Consider the following 16,915-nt stretch of genomic DNA (forward strand, 5'->3'; position numbering starts at 1 on the left):
CGAGATGGCCGCCCTATACGAGGGAGGGCTGGAACTGGGCAGCAGCGAACTGGGCGGGCTGCTGGCCCGCCTGCGGCTACCGGCGGGCCAGGCCTGAACCGGCGCGAACGCGCACGGGAGCCGGCAGGCCGAAGCCGTCAGGATGCGCCAAGATTCGTCTTCTCAGCAGGCCGCCGTCATCTTGAAGATGCCCTGCGCGTTGCCTGCATCGAACGACAGGTCCAGCGTGCCGCTGGCGCCTTCCGCCGCAGGCACGAAGTCGCGGGTGATGAACTCGTAGAAGGAACCCGGCACGGTGCGCTTGACGGTGATGCCGCCGGCGCCGACAAAGCCGCGCTCCACCGGGTCCGCCTTGAATGCGGTCTGCAGGACCCGGCCCGAGCGCGACACCTCGACCGTATCCTTGATGGGGCGGCCCAGGCTGCGCTGCGCATCGGCCACGGCACGCACGTCCGCCACGCGGTCGGTGGCGTGGTTGAAGGCATTGCCCTCGGTGGAAATCCAGGCCATCTCGGCCGATTCTTTCAGCAGCAGTTCGTAATCGGCCAGTGCCGGCTCGGCGTGGTGGCGGGCAAAGCAGGCCGCCAGTTGCGGTACCAGGCGCGCGGCATCGGCCATCGGCAGGCTGCCATCGCGTTCCAGCACGGCCAGTTGCACCACGGCATCCTCGCCCAGGGGATCGGTGGATTTCGACACCACGCGCGATACGGCCGCCTGGAAATCGGCGCTGAAGCGCTCCGGGTGCAGTTCGCTCAGGAAGTACTGGGCGATGTCGTCCGGCAGGTCGGCGTGCGCATAGGAGCGGCCGGTCATGCCGATGCGATCGAGCGGATAAGTGCCATTGAGCCGATAGCCCAGGGGCCCCAGGATGCGGGTAAATGCGATCTCGCCGGATGGCAGGTCGCCGCAATCCCACTTCACCGTGCGCAGCGCGCCATGGTCGAACACCACCTGACCGCCCGCCTCGATCACGTCGCGGGTATAGGCCATGCCGGTCGGCACGCGCTCGAGGATGCCGGCAAACAGCACCATGTTGAGGGCCTGCGCCACTTCGGCGCGGCTGGCCCGATCGCTGCTCGAAGACAGCAGTTGCGGCGAAACATTCATCAATTGCAGCAACTCGGCTGCCTGGGTTTCGCCACAAACGGTCTCGAGAAGGCGTTGCAGGTTCGGCTTGTTCATGGTCAGTACGCTGGAATTCGTTTGTTTTTCGGGGATGGCGGGAGCCGATGGCCGCCCGGCGGGTCTTATTGTGAGACCGGGGCAGACTTCGTACAATTGATAACTTCGCACCAACTTCCTTCCAAAACCGCACTATGCGCAAAGGCATTCCCAGTCTTACCGCGCTGCAGATGTTCGAGGCGGCGGCACGCCTTGGCAGCTTCACACGCGCCGCCGACGAGCTCGCGGTAACCGAAAGCGCGGTATGCCGGCAGATTGCCGGCCTGGAGGCACGCCTTGGCGTGCCGCTCTTCCACCGGATCCGCAAGCGCATCGCGCTCACGCCGGCAGGCGGGACCTATGCCGAGGAAGTACGCGAACGGCTCGACCAGATCGAGCAGGTCACGCTGGATGTGATGTCCCAGCGTCCGCGCGGGCGCGCCATCGAACTGGCGATCGGGCCGACCTTCGCCAGCCAGTGGCTGATCCCGCGCCTGCCGCAACTGGCGCGCGCCCTGCCCGACCTGACGCTGCACCTGTCGGCACGCACCGAGGCGTTCGAGCTCAGCGATACCGCCTTCGATGCCGCCATCTATTACGGCGAAGGCCTGTGGCCTGGCACCGAGGGCCAGCGCATCCTGCAGGAGGGCCCTTCGGTGCCGGTATGCAGCCCGTCCCTGCTGGGGCGCCGCAAGCGGCTGGACCTGGCGCAACTGCTGGAACTGCCGCTGCTGCACCTGAACACACGGCTGCGCGCCTGGAGCGACTGGCTTGCCGCGGCGGGCGCGACGCTGCCGGCGCAAGCCTTGCGCGGCCCGCGCTACGATCTCTATACGATGCTGGCGCAGGCGGCCGCGGCCGGCATTGGCGTGGCCCTGATCCCGCGCATCCTGATCAGCGAGGAACTGGCGCAGGGCCGGCTGGTGGTGCCGCTATCCACGTTGCCGGCCGGGATCGACAACCGCAAGGCTTATTACTTCGTGCACCGGCGCGGTCTTGCGCCCGACGACAAGATCCTGCAGTTGCGCGACTGGCTGCTCGCGCACGGCGCCTAGCGCCCCATCGGTCAATGCGCGTGGGCGCTGACAGCGTCGCGCGTATTGCGCGCCAGGCCCAGGGCAAAGACCGTTTCGGCAACCAGGAAGAGCGGTCCGACCAGCAGCCCGGCCAGGTCATCGACAAAGGCCGGCTTGCGGCCTTCGTAATAATGCCCGATGAACTGGATGATCCAGCCGGCCACGAACAAGCCGATGCCCCACGCCAGCCACGCACCGGTGGAAAGCGCCGCGAGCGCGCCACCGAGATAGACGAAGCCTGCCAGGATCAACGCCATCGCCAGCCCGAAGCCGGCGGACAGGCGCAGGTAAAACAGGCAGGACAGCGCATACACCACCATCGCCGGCGTCATATAGGCCGAGCCATCGCCGAGCGGCATGGCCGGACGCCCCAGCAGCGTGGTCACCGCCAGCACGATCATGGGAATCCCGATGAAATGGGTGAGTACATTACGCGGGTCGCGGTGATAGGCTGCGTAGTTCGCCAGGTGGTCGATCAGTGTCTTCACGGGGGGCTCTCCTGCCGGGGCGTGGTTGCGATGGCTTGCCATGGCGGCATCTCGTGGCCGCGTCTTGTGGCGCGTCTTGTGGCCGTATAGTAATGGTCAGGAAAATGCCCGTCTGTCCGGTTTTTGACAGTCCAGGGCAGCATCGATGCAGGAGACAAAGATGAGCGCAATGCCCCGCGCGCGGCAGGAGCCGGCGCCCGATCCGCTGCGCGTGTTGCGTGGCGGCAGCTGGTTTGGCTCCCTGCCCGCTCCGCTGCAGCTAGTCCTGCTGCGCGATGCCATCACGCGCAAGCTGTCCACCGGCCAGCTGCTGTTCACCCGCGGCGACGCCTTCGACGGCATCTACGGCGTGGTTGCCGGCACGCTGCAGATCGATGCCCACAGCGCATCGGGCAAGGCGGCCTTGCTCGGCCTGCTGGAGCCGGGCAGCTGGTTTGGCGAGATCTGCCTGTTCGACGGGCTGGCGCGCACGCACGACGCCCGCGCCACCAGCGCGGCCACCGTGCTGCACCTGCACAGCGACAAGCTCTACGCCATGCTGGCCGCGCATCCGGAATGGTGGCGCGAATTCGGCAAGCTGCTGGCGGCCAAGACCCGCGAGGCCTTCCATTACGTGGAAGAAGCGCAGTTGCTGCCGCCGCTGGCGCGTACCGCGCGCCGGCTGGTGGCCATTGCCCAGGCCTATGGAAACCTGCCCGGCCTGGAGCGGCGCTCCGTACACATTCCACAGGAGCAACTCGGCCAGATGCTCGGCCTCTCGCGCCAGACCGTCAACCAGGCCCTGCGCGAACTCGAAGCGCGCGGCCTGCTCCAACTGCACTACGCCGACATCGAACTGCTCGATCTGCCGGCATTGCTGGCGGTGGCCTGAGCGCACCGCCTCCTTCAGAACGTGGAAGTTCAGCCGGTGCCGGCAGCAGAATGGCACCGGCACACAAGCCATCGCCGCCATGTCCATACTCGACAGCACCCGCCTGCAAGCCTACCTCGACCGCATTGGCCATGCGCCGCCCGGCCAGCCGGACCTTGCCACGCTCGACAGCCTGATCGCCGCGCACCTGGCGCATATTCCCTTTGAAAATATCGATGTCCTGCTGCGGCGCCCGATCCGCATCGGCCTCGACGCGGTCTTCGACAAGCTGGTGGTCAATGCGCGCGGCGGGTACTGCTTCGAGCAGAACACCCTGCTGGCGGCTGCGCTTGGCGCCCTTGGCTATGCCGTCACCCTGCTCGCGGCGCGCGTGCGCTGGCATGTCCCCGACGATGTGCCGACCATGCAATCGCATATGCTGTTGCGCGTGGAAGCGGCGCATCACAGCTATATCGTCGATGTAGGTTTTGGCGGGCCTACGCCCTATCGCGCCATGCCGCTGCCGCCCGCGGGGGATGCGGACGCGTCGTTCCCATACCGCCTGGCGACGGTGGAAGCGCCGGGCGCCGCCTTTCATCTCTACGACCTGGAAGTCCGCGGCGCGGACGGTTGGCTCAAGCTCTACCGATTCGATCTTTCGCCCCAGCAGGCAATCGACTATGAGCCCCGCAACTGGTACACCTCCACCCATCCCGACAGCCTGTTCCGCAATGCGCTGACCGTGGCGCGCTCGCAAGACGATCGCCGGCTCACGATGATCAACGGCGACTTTGCCGTGCGCGCCGGCGACGGGAGCGTGCAGCGCCGGCAACTGGCCACCCCCGCCGAGATCATCGAAACGCTGGCGGACAGCTTCGGCCTGGCGCTCGACCGCTCCGGCCAGGAAGATCTGGCGCTGCTGTTGCCGCCGCTCATGCAGGCACGGCGGACAGCCTAGGCATCGACGCCGGAGAGCGCGGGCCGGACCTCGAAACCAGCCGCCGCGAGTAGCGCCGGCAAGCCCGTTTCGCCCACCAGGTGCAGCGCGCCCGCTACGATCAGGGTGGGCACGCGATCCGCCGCCAGCGCCAGGATCTTCGGCAGCCATTGCCGGTTGCGTGCGTCGACCAGGGCCGCCAGTGTCTGCGGCCACTGCTTGCGGCGCTGTGCAAGCAAGGCGGCGAACGGCTCGGCGCGGCCTTGCCGCCACCAGCGCACCATATCGGCCGGTTCCGCGGCGGCAAGCCCGGGCTGCCCGGCGAAGAACATCAGCATCGCAACCTGCTCGGCCAGCGGCACCGCCTGCAGCATGCGCAGCGCTTCGTTGCCGTCTTCCAGCCCATCCGTAAGCCGGCCATCGGCGGCTGCCCGCAGCCACAGATAGCGGTCGACGCCATGCTCGGCCAGGATGCCGTGCCGGGCGGCCAGCGCGAACTGCAGGTGCATCGCCGCAAACACGGGCCGCAGGCGCTCCAGCTCCGCGACGGGCAAGCCATGACCAAGCCACAGCGCGCGCACCTGCTCGAACGCGGCGTGCGGCAAGTGCCGGCTAAGCTGATCGCCATCCGGAAAATAGGCGGGCCCCGAATCCGGCGCCTGGTCCAGCGCTACCTCGAACACAACGCGCGCCGCCGCGCGGTATGCCTGTTCCGCGGCAGGATCCAGCGCCGACAGGGGCGCATCCAGGACGTGGATCGAGCCGAGCAGGGAGACCTCGGTGTTCCTGATCTGCCAAAGCATGAAGCCTGTTCCTTCTTCTATCTTGTCTGTTTTGCCGATGCGTGCGGCTTTGCCGGCCTGTCCGCCAGCGGCGAGACCGATGCGCCGCAGCAAGGATACCCTTTCCCGCCTCACAGGCCGACATCATGCACCGCGTGAATTGCCAACAGAAAAAACTCTGATAAGCCCGGGGGCGCGCCTATTTGTGTGTGGACTGAGCGATCCTGCCCAACCATAATGTACCGGGCGGTAGAACTGCCAAACCTGGCAGCGCCAGCACGCACCGGAACGCGCAGCAAGTACCGCTGTGCAGCACGTAGCATTCAGCACGGCGATTGCACCCACGTTTCGACAGCGTATTCACAGAACATCCGGTCCCGCCCCGCGAGGACCCGGACACCAGAACACCAGGAGACACGCATGTCATTGTTCGATCTGAGCGGCAAGGTTGCCATCGTCACCGGCTCATCGCGCGGCATCGGCCGCGCCATTGCCGAGCAGATGGCGGTTCAGGGCGCCAAAGTCGTGATTTCCTCGCGCAAGGCCGAGGCCTGCCAGGAAGTGGTCGATGCCATCAACGCAAAGCACGGCGCCGGCACCGCCATCGCCGTGCCCGCCAATATCTCTTCCAAGGAGGATCTCCAGCGCCTGGTCGACGAGACCAACCGCACCTTCGGCAAGATCGACGTGCTGGTCTGCAACGCCGCATCGAATCCGTACTATGGCCCGATGAGCGGCGTCACCGACGAACAGTTCCGCAAGGTGCTGGACAACAACGTAATCTCCAACCACTGGTTGATCCAGATGGTGGCGCCGCAAATGATCGAGCGCAAGGACGGCTCGATCATCATCGTGTCGTCCATCGGCGGCCTGCGCGGTTCGCCCACCATCGGCGTGTACAACGTGTCGAAGGCGGCCGACTTCCAGCTGGCGCGCAACCTGGCCGTGGAATTCGGTCCGCACAATGTGCGCGTGAACTGCATCGCCCCCGGGCTGATCCGCACCGATTTCGCCCGCGCGCTGTGGGAAGACCCGGAGCGCTACAAGCTATCGACCCAGGGCGCACCGCTGCGCCGCATCGGCGAGCCGGTGGAGATTGCCGGTGCCGCGGTGTTCCTGGCCTCCAGTGCCAGCACCTTCATGACCGGCCAGGCCATGGTGGTGGACGGCGGCGTCACGATCTGAACCGCGCCACACCTGCTGTTCCCTTACGGGGCGCGCTCAAGGCCTGAATCCTGACCGCCGGCGTACCGGGCCCGCACGCATTGCCGCCAAGGCGCGTGCCGGCCCGGCGCTGCGCCATCATGCCTGAGCGGCGCCTATCCTGCCATGCAGTCAGGGAGGCATCGATGTCGAACCATACGCAAACCGCTTCGGCCTGGCCGGCTATCAGCCTGGCCGAGGCACACGCCCGCCTTACCGCACCCGGCTCGCCTTTCGAAACCGAAACGCGCGTGATCCGGGGCATTTCCACCACGGTCTGGAAAAACGCGCCGCCCACCCTGCGCGAGCTCTTCCTGCAGGCCCGCGCGCAGGGCGACAAGACCTTCGTCGTCTACGAGGACGAGCGCGTCTCCTATGACGCATTCGCCCGTGCCGCACTGACCATCGCCCATGCGCTGATGCGCGACGGCGTGCGCAAGGGCGATCGCGTCGCGCTGGCCATGCGCAACCTGCCCGAATGGCCGGCGATCTTCTATGGCGCCCTGCTGACGGGCGCCATCGTCACGCCGCTCAATGCATGGTGGACCGGGGCCGAACTGGAGTACGGCCTGGCAGACTCCGGCAGCAAGGTCGCGCTCGTTGACGACGAGCGCCTGGGCCGCATCCTGGAGCACCTGCCGGGCTGCCCCGCGCTGGAGAAAATCTACGTCAGCCGCGCTGCCGCGCCCCACGGCGACACGCGCATCGCCGCGCTGGGAAGCCTGATCGGCACGCCGGACCAATGGGCCTCGCTGCCCGAACTGCCGATGCCCGAAGTGCCGCTCGACGCCGATGACGACGCCACGATCTTCTATACGTCGGGCACCACCGGCAAACCCAAGGGCGCGCTCGGCACCCACCGCAACGCCGCTTCCGTGGCTGTCGCCAGCGCATTCAGCCCCATGCGCAACTGCCTGCGCCGCGGCGAAGCCATTCCGGCGCCCGACCCCGCCGCGCCGCAAAAGGGCATGCTGCTGTCGGTCCCGTTCTTCCACGTCACCGGCTGCATGGCGGTGCTCAACGGCGCACTGGCCACCGGCGGCAAGATCGTCCTGATGCACCGCTGGGACGTGGTGCGCGCCATGGGGCTGATCGAGCGCGAGCGCTGCACGGCGGCCGGCGGCGTGCCGACCATCGCCTGGCAGATCATCGAGCATCCGGAACGCTCGCGCTTCGACCTGTCCTCGCTGGAGAACGTCAATTACGGCGGTGCGCCGGCGTCGGCCGAACTGGTGCGCCGCATCACGGAGGTGTTTCCGCATTCGGCCCCGGGCATCGGCTGGGGTATGACCGAGACCTCCGCCACCTTCACCAGCCACAGTGCAGAGGAATATGTGGAGCGCCCGGAAAGCGGCGGCCCGGCATTGCCCATCGGCGAAATGAAGGTCGTGGACGGACGCGGCCGCACCCTGCCCACCGGCGAGACCGGCGAGCTGATGGTGCGCGGCGCCAACGTAGTGCGCGGCTACTGGAACAAGCCGGAAGCCACCGCGCAGACCTTTATCGGCGGCTGGCTGAAAACCGGCGACATCGCCAGGCTGGACGAGGAAGGCTTCGTCTACATCGTCGATCGCATGAAGGACATGCTGATCCGCGGTGGCGAGAACATCTACTGCATCGAGGTGGAAAGCGCGCTCTACGATCACCCGGCGGTGATGGACGCGGCGCTCGTCGGCATCCCCCACCGCACGCTGGGCGAAGAACCCGCGGCCGTGGTCAGCCTGAAGCCAGGCGCGCAGGCCACCGAGGCGGAATTGCAGGCTTTCGTGGGAGAACGGCTGGCGGCGTTCAAGGTGCCGGTGCGGATCGTTTTCTGCCCCGACATGCTGCCGCGCAATGCCAACGGCAAAATCCTCAAATCGACGCTGCGCAAGATGTTTGAAGCGGCTGGCTGAGCGTTTACCTGCGTCTTGGCCAGCCGGCATTGCAATCCGGCCGCGGTGAGCGGGAACGCGGCGGCCGGGCTCACCGGTACCACGTCGGTCCGGCGGGGATCACAGGAAACCAGACAGATGCAAGCAAGTCATTCACCCAGGTATCGCATGCCGCGCCCCGGCCGGCCTGCTGCCTTGTCCGCCCTGGCCGTGCTGCTCGCAGCCGGCTGCGCCAGCCAGGAACCAGGCAGCGCGGCAGCGCCCGTGCCGGAGATCCGCCCGGGCATTCTCGCCGGCTACCTGCCGGCGCAGGCACGGCCCGACAGCCTGCGCCTGGTGCCGCCGCCACCGGCGCCCGGCTCGGCCGCGCAAGCCCTGGACGACGAGATCGCGCGGGGCAACCTGCCCCTGCGCGGCACTCCGCGCTGGCAGCTGGCGGCCAGGGATGCCAACCTGAAATTCCCGCAGGCCGCCGATGTCTTCTCCTGCGCGCTCGACGCACCGGTATCGCAGGAACAGACGCCCAGGCTCTATCTGCTGCTGCGCCGCACCCTGGCCGATGCGGGATTGTCGACCTATGGGGTGAAAGACAAATATGCGCGCGCCCGGCCCTTCATGGTCAACCATCAGCCGACCTGTACGCCGGACGAGGAGGCCAAGCTCTCCAAGGATGGGTCCTACCCTTCCGGGCATAACGCCGTGGGATGGGCATGGGCGCTGATCCTGGCCGAAATCGCACCCCAGCAGTCCGATGCCGTGCTGGCGCGCGGGCTGGCCTATGGGCAAAGCCGGCTGGTCTGCAATGTGCACTGGCAAAGCGACGCGATGCAGGGCCGCATCATGGGCGCGGCCGCCGTGGCGCGCCTCCATGCCGACCCCGCCTTCCGCGCCGACCTGGCGGCGGCCAGCTCGGAACTGGCTGACGTCCGCGCCAAGGGGTTGAAGCCCGCCGGCGACTGCCGGGCCGAACGCGAAGCGCTGACGCCGCCGGTCAGGCAAGCGCCATAAGCGCCATAGGCCGTGTGGCAACCACCTTGCCCGCGCAAGGTGGCCGTGCGGCATTCAGCCGCGCCCGACGAATGGCATTTTGGTCGCCATCACGGTCATGAACTGCACATTGGCGTCGAGCGGCAGGTTGGCCATATGGACCACCGAACTGGCCACGTGCGCCACATCCATCAGTGGCTCCGGCGCAATCTCGCCATTGGCCTGAGGCACGCCGCGGGCCATGCGCGCGGCCATGTCGGTGGCCGCGTTGCCGATGTCGATCTGCCCGCAGGCGATATCGAAGGCGCGGCCATCGAGCGAAAGGCTCTTGGTCAGGCCGGTGATGGCGTGCTTGGTCGCCGTGTAGGGAAGCGTATTGGGGCGCGGCGCGTGCGCCGAGATCGAGCCATTGTTGATGATGCGGCCGCCGCGCGGGCTCTGCGACTTCATCAGGGCAAAGGCTGCGCGCGAGCACAGGAAGACGCCGGTCAGGTTGGTGTCCAGCACGGCCTTCCACTGCTCCACCGGCAATTCGTCGATCGGCACTGCCGGCGCATTGATGCCGGCATTGTTGAACAGCACGTCGAGCCGGCCAAACGTTTCGCGGATCTGCGCGAAGAGATGTTCCACCGAGGCGGGATCGCTGACGTCGCACTGCACCGCCAGGGCCGTATGGCCATCGGCCCTGGCTTGCGCCACCAGCGCCTGCAGCGGCTCGGCGGTGCGTCCGGCAAACACCACGCGGTAGCCCGCCGCCAGCAGCGCCTGTGCCACCGCCTTGCCGATGCCGCGCGCGGCGCCTGTCACCAGCGCAACCTTGCCTTGCTCGCTCATGCTGTCTTCTCCTGGATATCGTGGTTAGGGGGGATTGCCTCCCCCCTTGGCTGCCCGCCTTACTTGACCGGAATCGGCGTGCTCGCCGCCACCGGCACTGCCGTCACGCTGTTCTGCGGGCTGCCGGAGACAAGCCGATCGGAGTAGGTCAGATAGACCAGGGTATTGCGCTTGCGGTCGACCGTGCGCACCACATGCAAGGCCTTGAACAGGATCGACATGCGCTCGGAGAACACATTGTCCTGCTGGCGCAGTGGCCCCTTGAACGAGATCGGCCCCACCTGGCGGCAGGCGATGGACGCTTCGGGCGGATCCTCGGCCATGCCCAGCGACCCTTTGATGCCACCGGTGCGGGCGCGCGATACGTAGCATGTCACGCCGTCGACCAGCGGATCGTCATAGGCTTCGATCACGACCTTGTCCGAACCGGTCATGCGGAAATTGGTACTGACGCTGCCGATCTCCTCGGCATGCGCGGCAGGTGCCAGCAAAGCCAGGGGCACCAGGGCGGCCGTCAGCAACCCGGCGGGCCTGCGAAAAAAAACGGTCTGCATGAATGCGTGCCCCACCTCAGGACACCTTGCCCGTGATTTCGTCGTGCCGCTTTTCCATCTCCTGGCGCAATTGCCGGCGCAGCTGCGCCGCCGCGAAGCGCTGGCGCTCGACTTCGTCGCGCGGCTGCAGGGGCGGAACTTCGGCCGGAGCGCCATTGTCATCGACGGCCACCATGGTGAAGTAGCAGCTATTGGTATGGCGTACCAGCTTGCTGCGAATGTTCTCCGTAATCACCTTGATGCCGATCTCCATGGAGCTGCGGCCGGTGAAGTTGACCGCCGCCAGGAAGGTCACCAGCTCGCCTACATGGATAGGCTGGCGGAACATCACCTGGTCGACCGAAAGCGTGACCACATAGCGCCCGGCGTAGCGGCTGGCACAGGCATAGGCCACCATGTCGAGGTACTTGAGGATGGTGCCACCGTGTACATTGCCTGAGAAATTGGCCATGTCCGGCGTCATCAGCACGGTCATGGAAAGCTGGTGGGACAGGTCGTTCATGATGGAATCCGGAATCTGGGGGCTACCCGGCGGACCCGCGAAGCGGATCGAAAGACTGGCGCCGACGTCCTGCAGTTTAACCCGGAACGACCGCCGTGCCTTGCACCGCAGCACGTCCCGGCGCGCGCTGGCGCCAATAAAAAAGCGGCCTTTCGGGCCGCCCTTCCATCTGCGCTCACAGCGCGGACTGATTACTTCTTCTTGTTCACGGCGTCCTTGAAACCTTGGCCGGCAGAGAACTTGACTGTCTTTGCGGCCGGAATCTTGATGGTTTCGCCGGTACGCGGATTACGGCCGGTACGCGCGGCGCGCTTACCCGAGCTGAAGCTGCCGAAACCCACCAGCGTTACCGAATCACCCTTGGCAACCGCCTTCTTAATGTTGTCCAGAGCCGCATTCAGCGCCCGCTCTGCTGCAGCATTGCTCAGTTCCGCGTCAGCGGCGATGGCAGATACCAGTTCACCTTTATTCATGGCTGATTTCCCTTGTTGGTCGTCTTGATCGGAGTGTCTGCCACACGGCAAATTACCGATCGGCGCAGTCTAATCTGCGCTTTACGCATTGGGCAATCCCCAGTGGCACCAATGCAACGAAAAAAGCCGCAAATCCTTCAGTCAAGCGCCTTTGCGGGGAATTTACCCGCCTGTTCCCCGCTTTCAAATGCGCTGGTCGACGGTAGCAATGAATTCGAACAGCCGTACGCGGAGGAGGTGTCGCGCGCCACGCAGGGGCGGCCCCTGCGATCGCCAGGTCGATGGAAGCAAGCGGCATCGAGGTGGCGCCGAGACCGCTTGCCGGCATGCGCAACGGCGGCCCGATTTTTGGGCAAAGCCGGTTCTGGCGTCCCATTATGGTGCATGACAGCACGCCCGGCATGCCCCAATTCGGGGCTTTTCTCCATTTTGGCGCGGCGCGATGCCTGGTGCCCTCTCGTCCGCTATCGGGATTGCGACACATGCATCGCCCGGACAACCGTGCGGTTGCCGTGGCCGGCGCGACAATCCGGTGCAAAACCCACCAAGGCGGTGCATATTTTTCATGGTCACGCCCCAGTCTGGAATACTTTTTGCGTACCAGTGCTCCCATTTTGAGCATGAGGATTGTATGGACAACTGGAAGAGCGGCACCGATGCCCTGTTCATCCTGCTAGGGGCGATCATGGTGCTTGCCATGCACGCGGGTTTTGCATTTCTCGAACTCGGCACGGTGCGCAAGAAGAACCAGGTCAATGCCCTGGTCAAGATACTGGTGGATTTCGCGGTTTCGACCATCGCCTATTTCTTTATTGGCTACACCGTGGCCTATGGCGTCGAATTCATGACCAGCGCGCAGACGCTGGCGCAAAGAAGCGGATATGAGCTGGTGAAATTCTTTTTCCTGGCGACGTTTGCCGCCGCCATTCCCGCCATTATTTCCGGTGGGATCGCCGAGCGCTCGCGCTTCAACCCTCAATTGGTGGCGACCTTCGTCCTGGTAGGCCTGGTTTACCCCTTCTTCGAAGGCATTGCCTGGAATAACCGGTTTGGCGTGCAGGACTGGATCGCTTCGGTCGCGGGTGCGCCCTTCCATGACTTCGCCGGTTCGGTCGTGGTTCATGCGATGGGCGGCTGGATCGCGCTGCCAGCGATCCTGCTGCTGGGTGCGCGCCGCGGGCGCTACCAGAAGGATGGCCGCATCAGCGCGCACCCCCCGTCGAATATCCCGTTCCTGGCATTGGGCGCCTGGGTGCTGGCGGTCGGCTGGTTCGGCTTCAATGTCATGAGCGCGCAGACCGTGGACAAGATCAGCGGGCTGGTCGCCATCAACTCCCTGATGGCCATGGCGGGCGGCACCCTGGCCGCGTGGGCGGCGGGCCGCAACGATCCCGGTTTTGCCTACAACGGGCCGCTGGCCGGGCTGGTGGCGGTATGCGCGGGCTCGGACCTGATGCACCCGCTGGGCGCGCTGCTGACCGGCGCCGTCGCCGGCGTGCTGTTCGTATACCTGTTTACGCTGGCCCAGAACAAGTGGCACATCGACGATGTGCTGGGCGTATGGCCCTTGCACGGGCTCTGTGGCGCCTGGGGCGGCATCGCCGCCGGCATCTTCGGCAGCCAGGCGCTCGGCGGTATCGGCGGTGTTTCCCTGGTGGCGCAGGTCCTGGGCACGCTGCTTGGCATCGTGATCGCCCTGGCCGGCGGGACGGTGGTCTATGGCACGCTGAAAAAGGTGGTCGGTATCCGGCTCGATGCCGAATCCGAATACAACGGCGCGGACCTGTCCCTGCACCGCATCTCCGCTACCCCGGAGCGGGAAACCAACTGGTAAGGCATGGCGCGGAGGGGGACATCCGCTCGCTGCCCGTCCTCTCTCCCGCGCACTACCCCGCGCCCGCCGTCCATTTTGTGCTTGAACTTCCGCTCGCTGCGTAGCAATAATCCGTTACCCGCCTTTGCGCCATGCCCCCCCCAAACGCGCCCGGGCACCCGCTGCACGATGTTCGTCGCTTGCGAACCTGCCGAGCCAGGAAGGGAGAACCCCGATGGATGCCACAACGCTGCAGAAGCTCCAGGACGTAGTCGTCGCCTATGCGACGGAATTCGGGGTCAAGATCCTCGCCGCCCTGGCCTTCTGGGTGATCGGCCGCTGGCTGATCCACTTCGTGGTGAGGATGGTGCAGGGATCGCTGTCCAGGCAGAAGGTCGATCCCACCTTGCTGCGCTACGTCGGATCCATCGTCACGGTCACCCTGAATATCGTGCTGGTGATCGGCATCCTTGGGTATTTCGGCATTCAGACCACCACCTTCGCCGCGCTGATCGCGGCAGCCGGCATCGCCGTCGGCATGGCGTGGTCGGGGTTGATGGCCAACTTCGCCGCGGGCGCCTTCCTGGTGGTGCTGCGCCCCTTCAAGGTCGGGGATTTCGTCACGGTGACAGGGGTGACCGGCACCGTCAGGGAGATCGGCCTGTTCGCCACCACCCTGGATACGCCGGACAATGTCCTGACCGTGGTCGGCAATAACAAGATCTTCTCGGACACCATCCAGAATTTCAGCGCCAATGCCTACCGCCGCGTCGAACTGAAAGCGCAGCTGGCCGGCAGTACCGACCCCGCAGCGGCGGCCAGGCTGCTCAAGGAGCGCCTGGCTGCATTGCCCAACGTGCTGGCCGAGCCGCCGCCGGACGTGGAGATTCTCGAGTTCACGCTGGTCGGCCCCGTGCTTGCGGTCCGCCCGTACTGCCATACGGATCACTACTGGCAGGTGTATTTCGATACCAACCGGGTCATCCGCGAGAGCTTTGGCGAGGCGGGTTTCTCCGCTCCGATGCCGGCGCAACTGGTGGTGTTGCAGAACAGCCCGGCCGCCTGACCGTGTCGCCATGCGGTAGCCCTGGCCCGCTTCGGCGGGCCATCAGGCGAGGCCTTCGCAGCGACAGTCAGCCCGCGCCCTGGGCGGTGGCGCCGGCATGGCCGAAGACCCGCATCAGCACGGCGCCCAGGCCGCACGCCCCCATGACGACTGCCAGCGGCAATGCCGTGCCGTCGTGCCAGAAGCTGACCGCGGCGCCCGCCAGCGTGCCCAGGGAAAACTGCAGCGTGCCCATCAGCGCCGAAGCTGTCCCGGCCCGATGGCCCTGCTGGGCCATGGCCAATGCCGATGCATTGGGCAGGATGCAGCCCAGGCTGGCGATAAACACGAAGAACCCCGCCAGCAGCACCGGCAACGGTGCCACCCCGGCCAGCACGGCCGCGGCCAGTGCCAGGCCTGCCAGGCAAGGCGCCACCAGGGCGCCGCGCAGCACATGGTCGAGCGTACGGTTGCGCACCAGGCGCGCGTTGAGCTGGGACATGGCGATCAGGCCCAGCGCGTTGGTGCCGAACACATAGCCGTAATGGGAGGGATCGATGCCATGCAGCTCGATCAGCACGAACGGCGAACCCGCGATATAAGCGAACATCCCCGCCTGGGCACACCCTGCCGACAGCGAATAGCCCACGAACCCCCGGTCGCGCAACAGTTCTCCGTAGTTGGAGAGCACATGCCCCAGATGCAAGGGCATGGCCTTGCCGTGGTCGAGCGACTCGTCCATATACCGGTGGACAAACCACAGGATCAGCAGGCTGGCCCCGCACAACAGCCAGAAGATCGCGCGCCAGCCGAACACACCGAGCACGGCGCCGCCGATGATCGGCGCCAGGATCGGCGCCAGACCCATCACCAGCATCAGCGAAGAAAAGGCGCGCGCGGATTCGTGCGCTTCGAGCCTGTCGCGAATGACCGCCCTTGCCATCACCATGCCTGCGCAGCCGCCCAGGGCCTGCAGGAAACGCCACAGCATCAGCCCATCGACGTCGCGGGCCAACGCGCAGCCGGCCGCCGCAAGCGCATAGACCAGCAGGCCGGCATACAGCGGCGGCTTGCGTCCGAAGCGGTCGCTGATCGGCCCATAGAAGGCCTGCCCCGCTGCCAGCCCCACCAGGAAGGTGCCCAGCGTGAGCTGCACCCGGCCGATATCGACCCCGAGATCCGCTGCCAGGGCGGGGAAACTCGGCAAGTACATGTCGATCGAAAGCGGGGCCAGCGCGGTAAGCGAAGCGCATACCAGGAGCCAGAGCGGAAAGCGCGCGGCCTGTGGCGCGCGGGTAGAGCGGGTCATCGAAACATCCTGAGGAACAACAAGGCAGCCGGACCCGCGGGGGGAACCGCCACCGGCGCCGGTTGCGTCAAAAATCTGAAAAGCGCAAGTGTCGCGAAAGGCGTAATTGTTGCATAGCGTAACAAGCCGCGCACTCGGTCCGCCGTGCGGCGATGATGCTGGCGCGTGCCCGGCCGGGCACGCGCCACTGTGATGAGGCACCAGGCGATGCCAGCGCGTGCCGGCGGCTTCCGGTCCGGCTTCGCCGCGGACCGCTGGCGAGCATGGCTTTCAACGGCAGCAAGGCCGAGGGTACAATGCCAGCCTGTCGGCCGCCTGGGGCGGACGATCACGCAGCCCGACGCACCGCGGGAACCTGGCCAGCGGCAAGGTTCCCGGCAACGTTTTCCTGCATGAGAACAAGACACACACTGCTTTCTGCTTTGCTTACCCTGGCCGCCGGCGCGGCCAGTTGGCCGTGGGCGCAGTGCGCGCACGCGGCACCGCCGCTGGCCAAGGCCGCCGCATCCGCCCCGGTCGTGGTGGATGAAGCCGATGCGCTGGCGCAAATGCTCAAGGGCGCCGCCACCGGCCAGAATACCGGTGCCGCCGGCGTGCCCGAACTACTGCGCAACACCGCGCGGCCGGACAATATACTGGCGCGCGCCTGCCGCCAGCTCAACGATGCGCTGCCCATCGAGATCGATGGCGAGACACGCCTGCGCCGTTGCCAGTCGGTCCCGGGCAAACACATCCTGTTCCAGCTTGAACTGACCAAATATCGCGGGCCCATGCTGGACCTTGCCAGCTTCGAGCTCAGCTACGCCGCGCCGTTGCAGCGTAATATCTGCGCAAACCGCGACGTCGAGATCCTCACCAAGCTCGGTGTGACCATGATGTTCCGCTATATGACACGCAACGACCGCCGCGAGCGCCGGGTCGGCGATGTCTATATCAACGCGCCGATCTGCTCTTCGGCGCTCCGCTAGCCAGATCCCTTCCGGGCCTTGCCCCGCAGCACCGGTACCCTGCGCGGGAGCGGGGCCGG

General features: G+C 66.2%; 17 protein-coding genes. 9 read left to right on the forward strand and 8 right to left on the reverse strand.

Features of this window, described 5'->3' with window-relative positions:
- Nucleotides 1-162: 162 nt before the first annotated feature.
- Nucleotides 163-1,182 (reverse strand): DUF1338 domain-containing protein, encoded by a 1,020-nt coding sequence (locus tag P3W85_RS13825; RefSeq protein WP_017231331.1) that lies wholly within the window; start codon nt 1,180-1,182, stop codon nt 163-165.
- 134 nt (nt 1,183-1,316) lie between these two features.
- On the opposite strand from P3W85_RS13825, the gene P3W85_RS13830 reads away from it, so the two are divergent.
- Nucleotides 1,317-2,216, forward strand: a complete 900-nt coding sequence (locus P3W85_RS13830; protein ID WP_276265197.1) for a LysR substrate-binding domain-containing protein — start codon at nt 1,317-1,319, stop codon at nt 2,214-2,216.
- Nucleotides 2,217-2,227: 11 nt separating this feature from the next.
- Here P3W85_RS13830 and P3W85_RS13835 read toward each other — a convergent pair whose 3' ends face one another.
- Nucleotides 2,228-2,725 (reverse strand): DUF962 domain-containing protein, encoded by a 498-nt coding sequence (locus P3W85_RS13835; protein ID WP_276265198.1) that lies wholly within the window; start codon nt 2,723-2,725, stop codon nt 2,228-2,230.
- 160 nt (nt 2,726-2,885) lie between these two features.
- On the opposite strand from P3W85_RS13835, the gene P3W85_RS13840 reads away from it, so the two are divergent.
- Together P3W85_RS13840 and P3W85_RS13845 are read left to right on the forward strand one after the other, a co-directional pair.
- On the forward strand, nt 2,886-3,596 hold the full coding sequence (locus P3W85_RS13840; RefSeq protein WP_276265199.1) for a Crp/Fnr family transcriptional regulator: 711 nt from the start codon (nt 2,886-2,888) through the stop codon (nt 3,594-3,596).
- 79 nt (nt 3,597-3,675) lie between these two features.
- On the forward strand, nt 3,676-4,533 hold the full coding sequence (locus P3W85_RS13845) for an arylamine N-acetyltransferase family protein (protein WP_276265200.1): 858 nt from the start codon (nt 3,676-3,678) through the stop codon (nt 4,531-4,533).
- On the opposite strand, the gene P3W85_RS13850 is transcribed toward P3W85_RS13845, so the two are convergent.
- On the reverse strand, nt 4,530-5,315 hold the full coding sequence (locus P3W85_RS13850) for a TraB/GumN family protein (protein ID WP_276265201.1): 786 nt from the start codon (nt 5,313-5,315) through the stop codon (nt 4,530-4,532). The two genes, P3W85_RS13845 and P3W85_RS13850, sit on opposite strands and share 4 nt — an antisense overlap.
- A gap of 399 nt (nt 5,316-5,714) precedes the next feature.
- Here P3W85_RS13850 and P3W85_RS13855 point away from each other — a divergent pair, with 399 nt between their 5' ends.
- The 3 genes from P3W85_RS13855 to P3W85_RS13865 all read left to right on the forward strand — a co-directional run bounded on the left by P3W85_RS13855 (nt 5,715) and on the right by P3W85_RS13865 (nt 9,379).
- The gene (locus P3W85_RS13855; RefSeq protein ID WP_276265202.1) at nt 5,715-6,479 is read left to right on the forward strand and encodes an SDR family oxidoreductase; all 765 of its coding nucleotides are present in this window, start codon (nt 5,715-5,717) and stop codon (nt 6,477-6,479) included.
- A gap of 164 nt (nt 6,480-6,643) precedes the next feature.
- Entirely contained in the window at nt 6,644-8,392 is a 1,749-nt protein-coding gene (locus P3W85_RS13860) for a class I adenylate-forming enzyme family protein (protein WP_276265203.1), read from the forward strand.
- 117 nt (nt 8,393-8,509) lie between these two features.
- Nucleotides 8,510-9,379: an acid phosphatase gene (locus P3W85_RS13865; protein ID WP_276265204.1), complete on the forward strand. Its 870-nt coding sequence runs from the start codon at nt 8,510-8,512 to the stop codon at nt 9,377-9,379.
- A 54-nt stretch (nt 9,380-9,433) separates the two neighbouring features.
- Here P3W85_RS13865 and P3W85_RS13870 read toward each other — a convergent pair whose 3' ends face one another.
- The 4 genes from P3W85_RS13870 to P3W85_RS13885 form a co-directional block, all read right to left on the reverse strand.
- The gene (locus tag P3W85_RS13870) at nt 9,434-10,192 is read right to left on the reverse strand and encodes an SDR family oxidoreductase (protein WP_276265205.1); all 759 of its coding nucleotides are present in this window, start codon (nt 10,190-10,192) and stop codon (nt 9,434-9,436) included.
- Between the two features lie 59 nt (nt 10,193-10,251).
- Nucleotides 10,252-10,746: a CreA family protein gene (locus P3W85_RS13875; protein ID WP_051078461.1), complete on the reverse strand. Its 495-nt coding sequence runs from the start codon at nt 10,744-10,746 to the stop codon at nt 10,252-10,254.
- Nucleotides 10,747-10,762: 16 nt separating this feature from the next.
- Nucleotides 10,763-11,248 carry an acyl-CoA thioesterase gene (locus P3W85_RS13880; protein WP_017226622.1) on the reverse strand — a complete coding sequence of 162 codons (486 nt, stop codon included), beginning with the start codon at nt 11,246-11,248 and terminating at the stop codon, nt 10,763-10,765.
- A 191-nt stretch (nt 11,249-11,439) separates the two neighbouring features.
- Nucleotides 11,440-11,721, reverse strand: coding sequence for an HU family DNA-binding protein (locus P3W85_RS13885; RefSeq protein WP_017226623.1), 282 nt, complete (start codon nt 11,719-11,721; stop codon nt 11,440-11,442).
- Nucleotides 11,722-12,352: 631 nt separating this feature from the next.
- On the opposite strand from P3W85_RS13885, the gene P3W85_RS13890 reads away from it, so the two are divergent.
- Complete coding sequence (locus P3W85_RS13890) at nt 12,353-13,555, forward strand: ammonium transporter (protein WP_017226624.1); 1,203 nt, start codon at nt 12,353-12,355, stop codon at nt 13,553-13,555.
- A 214-nt stretch (nt 13,556-13,769) separates the two neighbouring features.
- Nucleotides 13,770-14,600, forward strand: coding sequence for a mechanosensitive ion channel family protein (locus P3W85_RS13895; RefSeq protein WP_276265206.1), 831 nt, complete (start codon nt 13,770-13,772; stop codon nt 14,598-14,600).
- A 67-nt stretch (nt 14,601-14,667) separates the two neighbouring features.
- On the opposite strand, the gene P3W85_RS13900 is transcribed toward P3W85_RS13895, so the two are convergent.
- Nucleotides 14,668-15,888, reverse strand: coding sequence for a Bcr/CflA family multidrug efflux MFS transporter (locus P3W85_RS13900; RefSeq protein WP_276265207.1), 1,221 nt, complete (start codon nt 15,886-15,888; stop codon nt 14,668-14,670).
- Between the two features lie 392 nt (nt 15,889-16,280).
- Between P3W85_RS13900 and P3W85_RS13905 the strand changes: the two genes are divergently transcribed.
- Complete coding sequence (locus tag P3W85_RS13905) at nt 16,281-16,856, forward strand: hypothetical protein (RefSeq protein ID WP_276265208.1); 576 nt, start codon at nt 16,281-16,283, stop codon at nt 16,854-16,856.
- Nucleotides 16,857-16,915: the final 59 nt, after the last annotated feature.

The sequence above is a fragment of the Cupriavidus basilensis genome (genome assembly GCF_029335485.1).
Taxonomy (GTDB): domain Bacteria; phylum Pseudomonadota; class Gammaproteobacteria; order Burkholderiales; family Burkholderiaceae; genus Cupriavidus; species Cupriavidus basilensis_E.